The 14,887-nt window shown below is 73.6% G+C and carries 18 protein-coding genes; 8 read left to right on the top strand and 10 right to left on the bottom strand.

Annotated elements, in window-relative coordinates; genetic code table 11:
- The first annotated feature begins 243 nt into the window (after positions 1-243).
- Entirely contained in the window at positions 244-1,113 is an 870-nt protein-coding gene (locus tag ACIA6B_RS17630; RefSeq protein ID WP_030504102.1) for a PAC2 family protein, read from the top strand.
- Between the two features lie 114 nt (positions 1,114-1,227).
- Positions 1,228-2,019 (top strand): GntR family transcriptional regulator, encoded by a 792-nt coding sequence (locus tag ACIA6B_RS17625; protein ID WP_396774455.1) that lies wholly within the window; start codon positions 1,228-1,230, stop codon positions 2,017-2,019.
- Positions 2,020-2,083: 64 nt separating this feature from the next.
- On the opposite strand, the gene mshC is transcribed toward ACIA6B_RS17625, so the two are convergent.
- From mshC to ACIA6B_RS17605, 4 genes are all read right to left on the bottom strand, one after another.
- Positions 2,084-3,322 (bottom strand): cysteine--1-D-myo-inosityl 2-amino-2-deoxy-alpha-D-glucopyranoside ligase, encoded by a 1,239-nt coding sequence (gene mshC / locus ACIA6B_RS17620; RefSeq protein WP_396774453.1) that lies wholly within the window; start codon positions 3,320-3,322, stop codon positions 2,084-2,086.
- A gap of 67 nt (positions 3,323-3,389) precedes the next feature.
- Positions 3,390-4,208 (bottom strand): SCO1664 family protein, encoded by an 819-nt coding sequence (locus tag ACIA6B_RS17615; RefSeq protein WP_396774452.1) that lies wholly within the window; start codon positions 4,206-4,208, stop codon positions 3,390-3,392.
- Positions 4,205-4,795, bottom strand: a complete 591-nt coding sequence (locus ACIA6B_RS17610; RefSeq protein WP_281940717.1) for a DUF3090 domain-containing protein — start codon at positions 4,793-4,795, stop codon at positions 4,205-4,207. Before ACIA6B_RS17610 ends, ACIA6B_RS17615 begins: the two co-directional genes overlap by 4 nt.
- Positions 4,796-4,891: 96 nt before the next feature.
- Complete coding sequence (locus ACIA6B_RS17605) at positions 4,892-5,605, bottom strand: histidine phosphatase family protein (protein WP_396774607.1); 714 nt, start codon at positions 5,603-5,605, stop codon at positions 4,892-4,894.
- 480 nt (positions 5,606-6,085) lie between these two features.
- Between ACIA6B_RS17605 and ACIA6B_RS17600 the strand changes: the two genes are divergently transcribed.
- On the top strand, positions 6,086-6,667 hold the full coding sequence (locus tag ACIA6B_RS17600) for a hypothetical protein (RefSeq protein WP_396774450.1): 582 nt from the start codon (positions 6,086-6,088) through the stop codon (positions 6,665-6,667).
- 53 nt (positions 6,668-6,720) lie between these two features.
- Here the strand turns inward: ACIA6B_RS17600 and ACIA6B_RS17595 are convergent, their stop codons facing one another.
- The gene (locus ACIA6B_RS17595; protein ID WP_396774448.1) at positions 6,721-7,557 is read right to left on the bottom strand and encodes an undecaprenyl-diphosphate phosphatase; all 837 of its coding nucleotides are present in this window, start codon (positions 7,555-7,557) and stop codon (positions 6,721-6,723) included.
- Positions 7,554-8,606, bottom strand: a complete 1,053-nt coding sequence (locus tag ACIA6B_RS17590; protein WP_396774447.1) for an LLM class F420-dependent oxidoreductase — start codon at positions 8,604-8,606, stop codon at positions 7,554-7,556. Before ACIA6B_RS17590 ends, ACIA6B_RS17595 begins: the two co-directional genes overlap by 4 nt.
- 162 nt (positions 8,607-8,768) lie before the next feature.
- On the opposite strand from ACIA6B_RS17590, the gene ACIA6B_RS17585 reads away from it, so the two are divergent.
- On the top strand, positions 8,769-9,740 hold the full coding sequence (locus ACIA6B_RS17585; protein ID WP_107155557.1) for an aldo/keto reductase: 972 nt from the start codon (positions 8,769-8,771) through the stop codon (positions 9,738-9,740).
- Positions 9,741-9,821: 81 nt separating this feature from the next.
- The gene (locus tag ACIA6B_RS17580) at positions 9,822-10,013 is read left to right on the top strand and encodes a DUF5703 family protein (protein ID WP_107155556.1); all 192 of its coding nucleotides are present in this window, start codon (positions 9,822-9,824) and stop codon (positions 10,011-10,013) included.
- A gap of 54 nt (positions 10,014-10,067) precedes the next feature.
- Here ACIA6B_RS17580 and ACIA6B_RS17575 read toward each other — a convergent pair whose 3' ends face one another.
- A complete protein-coding gene (locus tag ACIA6B_RS17575; protein ID WP_107155555.1) occupies positions 10,068-10,721 on the bottom strand; it encodes a hypothetical protein in 654 nt (217 codons plus the stop codon).
- Positions 10,722-10,782: 61 nt separating this feature from the next.
- The gene (locus tag ACIA6B_RS17570) at positions 10,783-12,102 is read right to left on the bottom strand and encodes a M20/M25/M40 family metallo-hydrolase (RefSeq protein ID WP_396774445.1); all 1,320 of its coding nucleotides are present in this window, start codon (positions 12,100-12,102) and stop codon (positions 10,783-10,785) included.
- Between the two features lie 132 nt (positions 12,103-12,234).
- Between ACIA6B_RS17570 and ACIA6B_RS17565 the strand changes: the two genes are divergently transcribed.
- The 3 genes from ACIA6B_RS17565 to ACIA6B_RS17555 are packed head-to-tail and all read left to right on the top strand — an operon-like array spanning position 12,235 to position 14,145.
- Positions 12,235-12,852 carry a hemerythrin domain-containing protein gene (locus ACIA6B_RS17565; protein ID WP_396774443.1) on the top strand — a complete coding sequence of 206 codons (618 nt, stop codon included), beginning with the start codon at positions 12,235-12,237 and terminating at the stop codon, positions 12,850-12,852.
- 49 nt (positions 12,853-12,901) lie between these two features.
- Positions 12,902-13,888 carry a LysR family transcriptional regulator gene (locus tag ACIA6B_RS17560; protein ID WP_107155552.1) on the top strand — a complete coding sequence of 329 codons (987 nt, stop codon included), beginning with the start codon at positions 12,902-12,904 and terminating at the stop codon, positions 13,886-13,888.
- 20 nt (positions 13,889-13,908) lie between these two features.
- Positions 13,909-14,145, top strand: a complete 237-nt coding sequence (locus tag ACIA6B_RS17555) for a hypothetical protein (protein ID WP_396774441.1) — start codon at positions 13,909-13,911, stop codon at positions 14,143-14,145.
- 213 nt (positions 14,146-14,358) lie between these two features.
- On the opposite strand, the gene ACIA6B_RS17550 is transcribed toward ACIA6B_RS17555, so the two are convergent.
- Together ACIA6B_RS17550 and ACIA6B_RS17545 are read right to left on the bottom strand one after the other, a co-directional pair.
- Positions 14,359-14,709 carry a DUF3140 domain-containing protein gene (locus tag ACIA6B_RS17550; RefSeq protein WP_396774440.1) on the bottom strand — a complete coding sequence of 117 codons (351 nt, stop codon included), beginning with the start codon at positions 14,707-14,709 and terminating at the stop codon, positions 14,359-14,361.
- Positions 14,709-14,882 carry a hypothetical protein gene (locus ACIA6B_RS17545; RefSeq protein ID WP_396774439.1) on the bottom strand — a complete coding sequence of 58 codons (174 nt, stop codon included), beginning with the start codon at positions 14,880-14,882 and terminating at the stop codon, positions 14,709-14,711. Before ACIA6B_RS17545 ends, ACIA6B_RS17550 begins: the two co-directional genes overlap by 1 nt.
- Between the last annotated feature and the right edge of the window lie 5 nt (positions 14,883-14,887).

Here is a 14,887-nt window from a genome sequence, read left to right as displayed (position 1 = left end):
CACCCGGTCAGGTTAGTGCGCCGAGCGACGCCACGGTCACTCCCATCACGCCATCCCACATAATGTCGGCCGGATCACCGCGTACCTTTCATCCGGTTCGGCCGGGTGGTCCGGCCGGGTGACCGGCGCGGCCGACGGGCCGGCTCCGGGGGCGACACGTAGGCTGGCGGACGTGAAGGACATCAGGGACGCGACCGTGCGACGGGGCGGCACGGCTCCCGACGAGCAGGGTGAGGTGAGGGCGTGACCGAGTTCGACGGGCTGCCGGTACTGCGCTCACCGGTCGCGATCGCGGCCTTCGAGGGCTGGAACGACGCCGCGGACGCCTCCACCGCCGCCGTGGAGCACCTCGAACAGGTCTGGCAGGCCCGGCAGGTGACCGAGTTGGACCCGGAGGACTTCTACGACTTCCAGGTGAGCCGGCCGACCATCACCATGGCCGACGGGGAGACCCGCCGGGTCGAGTGGCCCACCACCCGGTTCATGGTGGCCAGCCCGGAGGGCACCGAGCGGGATGTGGTGCTGATCCGCGGCATCGAGCCGAGCATGCGCTGGCGCACGTTCTGCGAACAGGTGCTGGAGATCTGCCACAGCCTGGAGGTCGAGCGGGTGGTGCTGCTCGGCGCGTTGCTGGCCGACGTGCCATACACCCGGCCGCTGCCGATCAGCGGCAGCGCGTCCGACGCCGACGCGGCCAAGCGATACCAACTCACCCCCACCCGCTACGACGGGCCGACCGGCATCGTCGGGGTGCTGCACGACGCGTGCACCCGCGCCGAGGTCGACGCGGTGTCGTTCTGGGTGCACGTGCCGCACTACGCCAACAACCCGCCCTGCCCGAAGGCGACGCTGGCGCTGTTGCACCGCGTCGAGGAGGTGCTCGACCTGCCGGTGCCGATGGCCGACCTGGCCGAGGAGGCCGCCGAGTGGGAGCAGCGGGTGCGCAGCGCCGCCGAGCAGGACGCCGAACTCGGCGAGTACGTGCGTGAGCTGGAGGAACGCGTCGGTGACGCGGGCATAACGCCGTTGACCGGGGACGAGATCGCGCAGGAGTTCGAGAAGTACCTGCGCCGTCGGGGCGGTTCCGCCGGGCCCACCGCGGGTTCCTGGTAGCTGGTTCGTTCGAAGGCCGGGTCCCCCGTGGGCCCGGCCTTTTCGCGTGTTCGGGGTGGCGGCGTCACGCCCGCTAGGGCATCCTAGGAACCTAGCTGTTCTGAGGAGGCGGACATGCAGATCAACCCCGGCGCGGCCGAGTTCCCGCACCGGCAGATCGCCGCGCAGCTCAAGGACCGGGTGCGCCGCGGCGACTGGGCGCCCGGCGAGCGACTGCCGTCCATCCCGGCCATCGCCGAGCTGTTCGGCGTGGCCAAGCAGACCGTCCAGCGCGCCGTCGACCAGCTCCGGGTCGAGGGCGTCCTGATCACCAAACCGGGCTCCGGCACGTACGTCCGGGGCACCCGCCGCCGGCTCAACCGCCTGGCCCGCGGCCGGTACGGCGGCTTCCGCGGCTACCACACCGACCTGGCCGCCCGGTACCGCCAGCAGCTCGTCTCCGTCGGTCGCGCCGCCGCCCCGCCGGAGGTCGCCGACGCGTTCGGCGTCGCCGACGGCACCGAGCTGCTCTGCCGGCGGCACCTGGTCCGCACCGAGGACTCCCCGGTCGAGGTCGGCGCGTCCTGGTTCCTGCCCGCCGACACCGCCGGCAGCTCACTGGAACGGGCCGAGGCGTTCGGCCGGCCGCTCTACCAGGAGGCCGAGGAGGCCACCGGCCGCCGCTACGTGACGGCGACGGACACCATCAGCGCCCGCCAGCCCAGCCGGGAGGAGGCGGAGATCCTCCAGATCCGCCCGGACACGCCGGTGCTGCACCTGCTGCACGTCGCGTACGACGAGCGGCGCAAACCGATCGAGGTCGCCCAGGCCACCTGGCCGGGCCCGATGACCACGCTCACCGAGGAGTACAAGATCCCCGCCCCGGCCCCCGACCCCAGCCCCGACCCGGGCCTCGTCCTCGGCTGATCCGCCCGATGGGTGGTGAGAAGGGGCCCGGTCTATACCGGAGGCGTTAACCGGGGGCCCTTCCTTACACGCGGATGCCGAGGAGGGCGTCCAGCGCGTCGGCGAACAGGGCGGGAGCGGACGGGTCGTCGGCGGCGCCGGCCAGCGTCCGGGCGGCCCAGGCGTCGGCCGCGGCCAGCGCGCCCGGCGTGTCGAGGTCGTCGGCGAGGCGGGCGCGTAGCTCGGTCAGGAACGCCTCGCCCGACGGGCCGGACGGCGCGGCGGCGGCCCGCCGCCAGCGGTCCAGCCGCTCGTGCGCCTCGACGAGCAGCTCGTCGGTCCAGGACCGGTCGGTGCGGTAGTGGCCGGCGAGCAGGGCCAGCCGCACCGCCATCGGGTCGACCCGGTCGGCGCGCAGCCGGGACACGAAGACCAGGTTGCCCTTGGACTTCGACATCTTCTCGCCGTCCAGGCCGATCATGCCGGCGTGCACGTAGTGGTCGGCGAACGGCGCCGCGCCGGTCAGCCGCTCGGCGTGCGCCGCGGAGCACTCGTGGTGCGGGAAGATCAGGTCGTTGCCGCCGCCCTGCACGCAGATCCGGTCGCCGAGCAGGTTCAGCGCGATGACCGCGCACTCGATGTGCCAGCCGGGACGGCCGGGGCCGAGGTCGCCGCCGGGCCAGGACGGCTCGCCCTCGCGGGCGCCGCGCCACAGCAGCGGGTCGAGCGGGTCCCGCTTGCCGGCGCGGTCCGGGTCGCCGCCGCGCTCCGGGAAGATCTCCCGCATCTGCGCGCGGGACAGGTTGGACTCGTAGCCGAACGTGCCGGTGGCGGAGATGTCGAAGTAGACGTCGCCGGTGCCGTCGTCGAGCCGGTAGGCCGCGCCGTCCTTGAGCAGCACGAGCACCCGGTCGGCGATGTCCGGGATCGACTCGACCGCGCCGACGTAGTGCGCCGGCGGGATGATGCGCAGCGACTCCATGTCCTCGCGGAACAACGCCGTCTCCCGCATGGCCAGGACCTTCCAGTCCTCGCCGTCGCGCTCGGCGCGCTCCAGCAGCGGGTCGTCGATGTCGGTGACGTTCTGCACGTACCGCACGGTCAGGCCGGCGTCGCGCCACATCCGCTGCACCAGATCGAACGTGATCATCGTGGCGGCGTGCCCGAGGTGGGTGGCGTCGTACGGGGTGATGCCACAGACATACAGGGTGGCGACGCCGTCGGGCCGGGAGGGGTGGACGCCCTGCCGCGCCGAGTCGTACAACCTCAGCGGCACGCCTTCACCGGGCAGCCGTGGCACCTCGTGTCCCGTCCAAGACTCCATGACCGCCAGCCTAACGATCCGTCAGGCGCTCGGGTGCCACCCCTCGGGTGATCAACGCGACACCGGTTCACATCGGCGGCCAGGGCATGGCCGGCCACTCCTCCGGCGGCAGCGGGAACCGGCCGTCGGCCCGCAGGCGCTCCACCCGGGCCGCGACCGCCGCGACCTCGCCGAGCGTGAGGTGCTCGGCCAACTCCTCGCCGAGCGCACCGTCGAGCCGGCCGGCCAGCGCGTCGAGCATCTCCACCGCGTCCGGTGGGAGCAGGCGACCCGCCCAGCCCCAGAGCACCGTGCGCAGTTTCTCCTCGACGTGGAAGCTGACGCCGTGATCCACGCCGTAGATGCGGTCGTCGGCGCCGACGAGCACGTGCCCGCCCTTGCGGTCGGCGTTGTTGATCACCGCGTCGAGCACGGCCAGCCGGGCCAGCCGCGGGTCGTCGGCGTGCGCCAGCGCGTACGCCGCCCCGTCGTCGTCACGGGCCGCGGCGATCGGGAACCAGCGCGGCGGGACCGACCCGGCCGGGACGAAGCCGACGAGCGGCTCGGCGTCCGCCGGCTCGTCGATCCAGAGCTGACAGGAGCCGGGGCCGAACGGGCCGTCGCGCAGCACGGTCGGCGGCACCAGGTCCCACCCGGTGGCGCGGGAGACCAGGTAGGCGGCCACCTCCCGGCCGGCGAGCGTGCCGTCCGGGAAGTCCCAGAGCGGGCGCTCGCCGCGGACCGGCTTGTAGACACAGTGCGCGGTGATCTCGCCGAGCGCGACCGCGCCGCGCAGCGTGGCGTTGGAGGCGTCGACCAGCCGCCCCTCCAGGGTCAGCTCGCCGTCGGCCAGCAGCCGCAGCGCCTGCGCGGCGTCCTGTCGGGGTTGCAGTTCCGACGAGGTCACCGGTGATAGCCGTTGTGCCGGGGGCAGAGGTGACCGGCCGGGTCGAGCGGCTGGCCGCAGAGCGGGCAGGGCGGCCGGCCGGCGTTGACCACCCGCTTGGCGCGCTCGATGAACTCGCGGGTCGCCTCGGGGGTCAGCCGCACCCGGAGCCGGTCGAGGTCGTCGTCGGGCTCGTCCGGCTCCTCGTCGATCTCGACCTCGTCGGTCTCCGCGTCGCCCAGCTCGACCTCGGTCTCCGCCTCGCCCACGGCGATCGCCTCGATCACCACGGTGGCGGTGTCCACGTCGAACGCCAGACCGAGCGTGCCGACCCGGAACTCCTCGTCGACCGGGGTGTCGAGCGGTTCGTTGTCGCCCAGCACCACCGGAGCGGCCTCCGGCAGCTTCACCCCGAACCGGCGTTGCGCCTCGGAGAGCAACTCCTCCAGCTTCTCGGCGAGCAGCGACACCTGGACCTTCTCCAGCGCGACGCTGACCAGCCGGCCGCCGCCGCGCGCCTGGAGGAAGAAGGTGCGCTCCCCCGGCGGGCCGACCGTTCCGGCGACGAACCGCTCCGGCGGCTCGAACGCGTGCACCTGGTGCGTCATACCCACGACCCTATCCGGAGCGCGGAAGCACCGCGCAGCCCACCGACGCCGAATCCGCCCAGAGCGCAACACGCCGGGCCGCCGCGGCCGGCCGGCTCACCGCGCCGCCCCCGCGCCGCCGCCCACCGCCGCGTCCGACCCGGTCGCCCGCACCGCCCGCCGGCGCCGCTTGCGCGGCGGCGCGACCAGCGTCGACAGGTCGCCGCCGGTGTCGTTGAGCCGCACCAGGAAGGGTCGCAGCGGCGTGTAGCGGATCGCCGTGACCGACGCCGGATCGGCCACGATCCGTTGGAAGAGATCCAAATGTACGCCGAGCGCGTCGGCCACGATCGCCTTGATCACGTCGCCGTGGCTGCACGCCAGCCAGACCGCCTCGGGCCCGTGCTCCGCCGTGACGCGGGCGTCCCACGCCCGCACCGCCGCGACCGCCCGCGCGGACATCGCCGCCATCGACTCGCCCTCCGGGAAGGCGGCGGCGCTGGGATGCTGCTGCACCACCGGCCAGAGCGGCTCCTTCGCCAGCTTCTTCAGCGCCTGCCCCTCCCAGGCGCCGTAGCCGCACTCGATCAGGCCCTCCTCGACCACCGGCTCGACGCCGGGCAACGCCAGGTCGAGGGTCTGCCGGCAGCGGATCAGCGGGCTGCTCACCACCGCCGCGAGCGGCAGCCCGGCGAGGCGCCCGCCGACGGCCGCGGCCTGGGCGCGGCCGGTGTCGTCCAGCTCGACCGGTTGCCGGCCGGCCAGGCCGCCGTCGGCGTTCGCGGTCGTCCGGCCGTGTCGCAAGAGCAGAAGGGTCGCCACGACCACCACCCTAGGCGGTGCCACGGTGACGGCCGCCCCCGCTCGGGTGATCACGTGGGGGCGGCCCCACCACGCGGGCCTTCTCCGCCGGGCCGAGCGCGACGGGCGGCTGAGTCGACCCTGCTCTCCGCTCGACAGGCGCTCGGGACCTCCGGGGGGCGTGGTACGTACCGTCGTCGTCCGCCCCGGGCGGGAACCGCCCGGACGAGACACCTGAGCGGGACGTCCGGTTTCGTGGTGGTCGGGGACACCCGTCCGACGGAATCGGCGGTGGGCCGCGGGCGTTGTACCCGGTGCACGGCCGAGCAGCGAAAACATCCCGCCGACCCGGGATGCGGATCGCCGGAATGCCGGCGGGTCGCCGGTCGTTGCACAGGGTTCCGCCGCCACGACGAGGCCCCCGCCCCGTGGCCGGCCGGATCCCCCGAGACGAGCGCCTGACGGTGCCACGCGCCCACCCCGGTGCGTCGACCCCCGAACGGAGCCCCCATGAACACCATGCTGCGCAAGAGCATCCTCGGTATCGCCGGTCTGACCGTCGCCGGTGGCCTGGCCGCCGGCCCGCTGAACCACCAGGACACCACGCCCACCCCGCGCGAGAGCGCCGTGGCCGTGCAGACGAAGCTCGACACCGCCGCGCTGGTCCCGCACGGCGTGCAGGGCGCCCAGTCCCGCATCGACCTCGACGACGAGCAGACCGCCAACGTCAAGGCGATCATCGCCGCCACCAAGAAGGCCGGCATGGACGAGCGCGCCGCGGTCGTCTCCATCGCCACCGCCCTCCAGGAGTCGAAGCTGGAGAACCTCGGCCACCTCGGCGACCGCAACGACCACGACTCGCAGGGCCTGTTCCAGCAGCGCCCGTCCTCCGGGTGGGGCACGGTCGAGCAGATCACCGACCCCGAGTACGCCACCCTGGCCTTCCTCAAGGGCCTCAAGCAGGTCGACGGCTGGCAGGACATGCCGCTGACCCGGGCCGCGCAGACCGTCCAGGTGAGCGCCTACCCGGACCACTACGCGCAGTGGGAGCAGCAGGCCGCCGACCTCGTCGCCGAGCACTGGAACAGCTGACCCGCGAAGGCCGGCACCCCGGGCGGGGTGCCGGCCTTCGGCGTCCGTCGGGATCAGGTGGCGCTGATCGTGCCGGTGAGCAGCAGGCAGAGCACCAGCGTGCCGAGCGCCACCCGGTAGATCACGAAGAGGTAGAGCGTGTGGTGCGCGACGTAGCGCAGCAGCCAGGCGATGGCCGCGTACCCGATGGCGAACGCGATCAGCGTGGCCACCGCCATCTGGGCCACGCTCGGCGCGGCGGTGCCCGGCGCGGACGGCTCGAAGACGTCCGGCAGGCTGAACACGCCGGAGATCACCACGGCGGGAATGGCCAGCAGGAACGAGTAGCGGGCCGCGGTCTCCCGGGTGAGGTTGAGGAACAGGCCGACGGTCAGCGTGCCACCGGACCGGGAGACGCCGGGAATGAGCGCCATCGCCTGCCCCAGCCCCATCGCCACGCCGTCCCGCATCCGGAAGTTCTCCAGCGTGCGGGTCTGCCGCCCCCAGTACTCGGCGAACGCGAGCACCAGGGCGAAGAAGATCAACGTGAAGGAGATGAGGTAGAGGTTCCGGCCGGCGGTGCGGATCTGGTCCTTGAAGAGCAGCCCCAGGATCCCGATCGGGATCGTGCCGACGATGACGTACCAGCCCATCCGGTAGTCGAGGCTGGAGCGCACCGAACGGTCCACCAGGCCCAGGCACCAGGTCCGGACGATCCGCCAGATGTCCTTGAAGAAGTAGATCAGCACCGCGGCCTCGGTGCCGAGCTGGGTCACCGCGGTGAACGACGCGCCCGCGTCGCGGCCGAAGAAGATCGCCGAGGTGATCCGCAGGTGGCCGGAGGACGACACCGGCAGGAACTCCGTCAGCCCCTGGACGACGCCCAGGACGATGGCCTCGACCCAGGTCACTCGCCGACCCCGGACAGGTCGAGGGCCTCGGCGACGGTACGCAGCGTCTGCACGCCGCTGTCCCGGTCGGCCACGAACAGCGTCACCGACAGCGTGGTCACGCCGGCGGCGGCGTACTCCCGCATCCGCTCGGCGATGCGCTCCTTCGGGCCGAGCAGCGACGTCCGGTCGATGAACTCCATCGGCACCGCGGCGGCGGCGTCCCGCTGGCGCTTGGCCAGGTAGAGATCCTGCACCTCGCGGGCCGCGTCGCCGTAGCCCATCCGGGTGGCGAGCTGGTTGTAGAAGTTCTGCTTCCGGCTGCCCATCCCGCCCACGTAGAGCGCGGCGTACCAGCGGACCAGCTCGGCGCAGGTGGCGACGTCGTCGCCGACCACCACCGGCACGGACGGCACCACGTCGAAGCCGGCCAGCTCCTTGCCGGCGGCGGCCCGCCCGGCCCGGACCGAGGCGAGCTGCTCCTCGGCGAACTCCGGGGCGTAGAAGACGGCCAGCCAGCCGTCGGCGATCTCGCCGGCCAGCTCCAGGTTCTTCGGGCCGACCGCGGCCAGGTAGATCGGGATGTGCGCGCGCGGCGGATGGAAGCCCAGCCGCAGCGCCTTGCCCGGGCCGTCCGGCAGCGGCAGCGTGTAGTGCTCGCCGTCGTAGGCGACCTCCTTGCGGGCCACCGCGAGCTTGACGATGTCGACGTACTCCCGGGTGCGGGCCAACGGCTTGGCGAACCGCACACCGTGCCAGCCCTCGGAGACCTGCGGGCCGGAGACGCCCAGGCCGAGCCGGAACCGGCCGCCGGAGAGCGCGTCGATGGTGGTCGCGGTCATCGCGGTCATCGCCGGGGTGCGGGCCGGGATCTGCATGACCGCGGAGCCGAGGTCGATCCGCTCCGTCTGCCCGGCCATCCAGGCCAGCATGCTCGGCGAGTCGGAGCCGTACGCCTCCGCGGCCCACACCACCGAGTAGCCGAGGCGGTCCGCCTCCTGGGCGAGCGCCAGGTGGTCGGCGGGCGTGCTCCACGCCGTCTGGTATCCGAGGCTGAGCCCGAGTCGCATGATCCTCCCACCGTCCGCACCACAGGTCGCATCAGGTTACGCAATGCCGGTGGGCCCACCGACGACCGGCTCGCCCGAACACGTCACACCCGGTTGCGGTCGCGCGGGAAGTTGACTGCGGCGAGGATATCCGTGACGCCGGCTTCGAAATAAGGTTCACGCATGCAACAGCGACCGCTCGGCCGAAGCGGGCTGGCGGTTTCGCGGCTCGCGCTCGGCACCATGACCTGGGGACGGGACACCGACGCGGACGACGCGGCCGCCCAGCTGAAGAGTTACCTCGACGCGGGCGGCAACCTCGTCGACACCGCCGACGTGTTCGCCGACGGCGACGCCGAGTCGGTGATCGGCTCCCTGCTGGGCAGCCTGGTGGACCGCGACGAGCTGCTCATCGCCACCAAGGCGGGGCTGCGGCCGGGCAGCGGCCGACGCCGGGACGGCTCGCGCGGGCACCTGCTGCGCACGCTCGACGCGTCGCTGCGCCGGCTCGGCACCGACCACGTGGACCTGTGGCAGGCGCACGGGTACGACCCGGACACGCCGCTGGAGGAGACGCTCGCCGCGCTGGATCACGCGGTCTCCAGCGGCCGGGCCCGGTACGTCGGCGTGTCGAACTTCTCCGGCTGGCAGACCGCCCGGGCCGCCGCCTGGCAGGCCGCCTGGCCGGGGCGCGCCCCGGTGGTCGCCGCCCAGGTGGAGTATTCGCTCCTGGAGCGCGGCATCGAACGCGAGGTGCTGCCGGCCTGCGCCGAGATGGGCCTCGGTGTGCTGCCCTGGTCGCCGCTGGGCCGGGGGGTGCTCACCGGCAAGTACCGCAACGGCCGCCCGGCGGACTCGCGGGCGGTGTCGCCGCACTTCGACCGGTTCGTCGGCAGGTACCTGGAGCCCCGCTGCTCCAGCATCGTGGAGGCGGTGGCGATCGCCGCCGGCGGGCTCGGCGTGTCGCCGCTGGAGGTGGCGCTGGCCTGGATCCGGGACCGGCCGGGCGTGACCGCGCCGATCCTCGGCGCCCGCACGGTGGGGCAGCTCCTCGGCGCGCTCCAGGTGGAACGGATGACGCTGCCGGACGAGATCGTCACGGCGTTGGACGACGTCTCCGCGGTGCCGATCGGGTACCCGGAGCGGGACGGCTGACCAGTCGCCGGCGGAGGCGGGGCGACCGGGGTCACCGTCCGGGGGTGGCGGAGCGCCGCCGGGCTGGGCAGCATGGATGTCATGGACTACGAGTACGCGCCGCTGCGGTTGCCTTCGAATGTCGATCGGTTGACCGCCGCGGCGCAACTGGCGATCCAGGCGGAGTTCTCCGGTTGGGAGTTGGCCCGGGTACGGCTCTACCGGGACGGCACCCGGCAGGTGATGCTGCGACGCCGGGTGGTGAACAAGCCGCAGCCCGGCCTGTCGTACTGAGCCGGGCCGCCCCCGGGGCCGCGCCGTGCGGTGCGGCCCCGGGGCGAGCACGGCCTAGTGGGCGTGATCGTGCTCCTCGTCGACCTCAAGGAACGGGTGCTCGTCGAGCCGGCCGACCAGCCGGTCGTCGACGGCCGGCTGGAACGGGCCGACCGGGTCGTCGTCGTCGAACGACTCCAGGTCGACCGGGGTGCCGACCTCGCTGACCATGACCACGCCGTCGAGCGGCTCCAGTTCCGGCACGTCCAGCGCGGACAGCGAGCCGTCGCCGCTCTGCAACAGCTCCAGCACCGCCTCGCCGACGCCCTCGACCGGCGCCGGCTCGTCCTCCTCCGGGGTGCCCTCCCGGCGGGCCGCCTCGGCGACCCGGAGCAGCGCGGCGACGCTGGGGACCCGGTAGTCGCGGCGCTGCCGCACCGAGATCACCCGGGGGTGCGGGTCGGTGGGCTCGCCGCCCTCGACCGCGCCGAAGCGCTCGTCGGCCTCGTCCGGGTCGATCGACTCGACGTCCCAGGGCGTCACCTCGCCGAACGCGTCGAGCAACTGCTCGTCGTAGGCGAACGAGGCGTTGTTCAACGCGACGTACGCCTGCCAGACGGCGTCGTCGTCGATCCGGCCCTGGGCGGCCCGGACGGCGGCCAGGTGGGCGCGGGCCGCGTCGATCACCCGCTCGAGGGCGGCGTCCAGCTCACCGTGCTGGTCGGTCATGTGAGGCAGTCCCTTCGCGATGGGGGCAGGTTCCGCGCCGACGGCGCCGCGGCGGGCGCGGTCAGCAGTTGCGGAGGAAGCGGTCGAGAACCCGCACGCCGAACTGTAGTCCGTCCAGTGGAACCCGCTCGTCGATGCCGTGGAACAGGCCGGAGAAATTGAGGTCGGCCGGCAGCCGTAGCGGCGCGAACCCGAAGCAGCGGATGCCGAGCTGCGAGAACGCCTTGGCGTCGGTGCCGCCGGAGAGCATGTACGGCACCGGGTGCGCGCCCGGGTCCTCTTCGCGCAGCGCGGCGGACATCTGCGCCACCAGGTCCCCGTCGAACGTGGTCTCCAGGGCCGGCTGGCGCTGCACGTACTCGATCGCGATGTCCGGCCCGACCAGCTCCCGCAACTGCCGTTCCAGCTCCTCGCTCTGCCCGGGCAGGCTGCGGCAGTCGATGGTGGCGGTGGCCCGGCCGGGGATGACGTTGTCCTTGTAGCCGGCGGCCAGCCGGGTCGGGTTGGCGGTGTTGCGGATCGTCGCGCCGATGATGTTCGCGATCGGGCCGAGCTTGGCGATCGCGGTCTCCGGGTCGTCCGGGTCGATCTCGACGCCGAGCACGTCGGAGACCTCGGCCAGGAACGCCCGTACGGTGTCGGTCATCACCACCGGGAAGCGGTGCCGGCCGATCCGGGCGACCGCCTCGGCGAGCGCGGTCACCGCGTTGTCGTCGTGCATCATCGAGCCGTGGCCGGGCCGCCCCCGGGCGTGCAGGCGCAGCCAGTCGATGCCCTTCTCGGCGGTCTCGATCAGGTAGAGCCGGCGCTGCTCGTCGACGGTGTAGGAGAAGCCGCCCACCTCGCCGATCGCCTCGGTGCAGCCGTCGAACAGGCCCCGGTGGCGCTGGGCCAGGAAGTGCGCGCCGTAGTCGCTGCCGGCCTCCTCGTCGGCGGTGAGAGCGAGCACTATGTCGCGGCGGGGTCGGACGCCGGCGCGCTGCCAGTCGCGCACCACGGCCAACACCATGGCGTCGAAGTCCTTCATGTCGATCGCGCCGCGGCCCCACAGGTAGCCGTCGCGGATCTCGCCGGAGAACGGGTGCACCGACCACTCGTCGGGGTCGGCGGGCACCACGTCGAGGTGGCCGTGCACCAGCAGCGCGTCCCGGTCGGGCTCGGTGCCGGGAATGCGGGCGACCAGGTTGGCCCGCCCGGGCGCCGACTCGTGGATCTCGGCGGCCACACCGACCTCGGCAAGCTTCTCCGCGACGTACTCCGCCGCGCGCCGCTCCCCCACGCTGGTGTCGTTGTCCCCGGTGTTGGTGGTGTCGATGCGCAGCAGGTCCCGGCAGAGGTCCACGACCTCGTCGGTGGGCTCGGGTGAGGCGGAGGTCGTCATCGCTTCCTTATACCAGTCGGACCGGGCGCGGCGGCCGGCGCGGTGCGGCCCGGTTTCGCCCGACGCGCGGCAGGGTAACGCCGAACATCGATTCCGGCCACCACGATTCCGGCCAGCCACGAGGAGGGCACCATGACCGTCCCCCTGCCGCCGCTCCCACCCGCCGCCGACGACCGGTACCGGCCGGGTGGGCGGAGCCTGGCCGACCTCGTGGACGCCGAGCACCGCGCGCTGCTCGACCTGGCCGACCGGTTGACCGACGCCGGGCAGGACCCGGCCGACCGCGCCCGGGTGCTGGACGTGCTGACCGCCGCGGTGTCGCGGCACCTCTCCGCCGAGGAGCAGTACCTCTTCCCCGCCGCCCGGGCCGCGGTGCCGGAGAGCGCCGAGCTGGTCACCCGGGAGATCGAGGCGGACGCCGCGCTGCTGACCGCGTTGAAGGGGCTGGCCGGTCCGGACGACGCGGCGCTGGCCGACGTGGCGGAGCGGGTGCGCCGGCACGTCAGCCGGGTGGCCGCGCTGGTCACGCCGCTGCGCGAGGTGGCAAGCGACGCCGAGTTGATCCGGCTGGGCAACCGGTGGGAGATCGCGGAGGAGGCGGCGCCCACCCGGCCGCACCCGGGCACCCCGGCCACGCCGCCGTGGAACAAGATCGTCGAGCCGGCGGTGGGGGTGCTGGACAAGGTGCGCGACGCGGTCAGCGGGCGGCGGACCCGCCTGGCCGACCTGGAGCCCCGCCGGGAGGCATGAGCCGATTTACCCCTTCCCGGACACCCGTTCGTGGTCCTACCGTCACCCTATGAATCTGGAGCTGCGACACCTGCGGGTGGTCTGCGCGATCGCCGAGACGGGGAGCGTCACCAAGGCGGCGTCCCTGCTCGGGTTGGCCCAGCCGGCGCTGACCGCCCAGCTCCAGCGGATCGAGCGGGTCCTCGGCGGGCCGCTGTTCGAACGGGACCGCCGGGGCGCCCGGCCCACCGCACTGGGTGAGCTGGTGCTGGACCGGGCCCGGGTGCTGCTGCCGGCGATGAAGGGCCTCCAGGACGAGGCGGCCCGGCTGGCCGGCGCGGGCGACCCGCTGCGCCGCTACCGGTTCGGCGGGGTGAACAGCCCGATCCTGGGCCGGCTGGTGCACCGGCTCGCCGCCGAGCGCGCCGACGCGCAGATCTCCACGTACGCGTCGTGGTCGGTGGACGAGCTGGCCCAGTTGGTGGCCGGCGGTCGGCTCGACTTCGCCCTGGCCGGGGTGTGCGGGGACGCCACGCCGTCGCCGGTGTTCGGGTTGAGCTGGCGGGAGGTGGCCGTCGACCCGGTCTTCGTGCTGCTGCCGCAGACCCACCCGCTGGCCGCCCGCGACGAGATCGACCTGCTCGACCTGCGCCGCGAGCAGTGGGTGGCCGCGCCGGGCGACGGCTGCTTCGGCGACTGCTTCGCCGCCGCGTGCGCGCGGGCCGGCTTCACCCCCCGCAAGGTGTACGAGGCGGACGTGCGCGCCGCGCTGGACCTGGTGGACGCGGGCACCGCGGTGGCGCTGTGCCAGGCCACCTTCCGTCCGGTGGCGGGGCTGGTGACCCGCCGGCTGGCCGGGGTGCCGCTGCGCTGGCGGTTGCTGTTCGGCTGGCATCCGGAGGCGCCGGCCGCGGTGGTGGCCGAGCCGGTGCTGGAGCAGGCGGTGGCGGCGTACACCGACGCGCTGGCCAATCATCCGGACTATCTGGGTTGGCTGTTGGCCCATCCGGACTTCGGTGTGCAGCCCACCGGCACCGGTGGGGTGCGAACCGCCTGAACGCGGGTATCACCGGCGGCATGACTGACCTGTATCCGGCCGCCGACCAGCGGGAGCTGCTGCGTCAGGCGGCTGCCGCGCACACCGCCGCCGCCGCCGACGTCGAGGCGTTCCTGCGCCGGCTGCCCGAGGTGCCGGGCCCGGCGGACGTCACCGAGTACGCCACCCTGCTCAGCCGGGAGGAGCGGGCGCGGGCGGACCGGCAGGCCGCGGCCGACGCCGCCGGCCTGGAGCTGCCCAGCATGGAGTCCGAGTAGCTCCGGCCTGGGCGAACGCCCCGAGCGAGGCGCGGGCCGTGCGGCCGGGCCGGGACCGGCTCCGGGCGTGTCGCGTCCGGACAGAGAGTTCGGTCGGGAGCGGTATACCGCAGAGGCATAATTATGCCTGAGAGGTATACCGCTCCCGACCGCATCCATCTCCCGGCGTCGTCACTCTCCGTGACGAGGGGCGGCGGTTGCAGACGCGCGGAGTCAGCGTTCGACCAGCACGTCGTGACCGAGGTCGAGCAGCGCGTGCCGCCACTCGTCGTCGGCGGCGCCCCGGTCCGGTCGGTCGGCGGCGAGTTCCCGGATCCGGGTGATCGCCTCGCGCATCACCTCGATGTCCTCCGGAGTCAGGTCCACCTTGCGCTTGCGCAGCACGGCGAGGATCCGCCGGCCGGGTTCGGGCAGGTCCAGGTCGGGGTCCGGGCCGAACGCCTCCTCCCCCGACCCGCGGGTCAGCAGCCACTGCCGTAGCTGTTCGGAGGGAACGTTCACCTCGGCGTGGAAGTCGTCCCAGATGATCTCGACCTCGGGGTCGAGTCGCGCCTCGCGTACCATCACGCCTCCTCTCCCGGCGGCGGCCCGGCCGGTTCCGGCTCGCCCTCGCCGCTCGGTGTCTGCGGGGTCAGTCCCTCCGGTGGCACCCGGACCCGGGACGGGTTCGCCGTCGGCGGCGCCTCGATCGGTTCACCGGCCGCGGCGTCCTCCCGGCTCTCCTCGGGTTCGGTCATGTCCG

Source organism: Micromonospora sp. NPDC051141 (genome assembly GCF_044455765.1).
Taxonomy (GTDB): domain Bacteria; phylum Actinomycetota; class Actinomycetes; order Mycobacteriales; family Micromonosporaceae; genus Micromonospora.
This window is presented reverse-complemented; position numbering and strand designations above follow the sequence as displayed.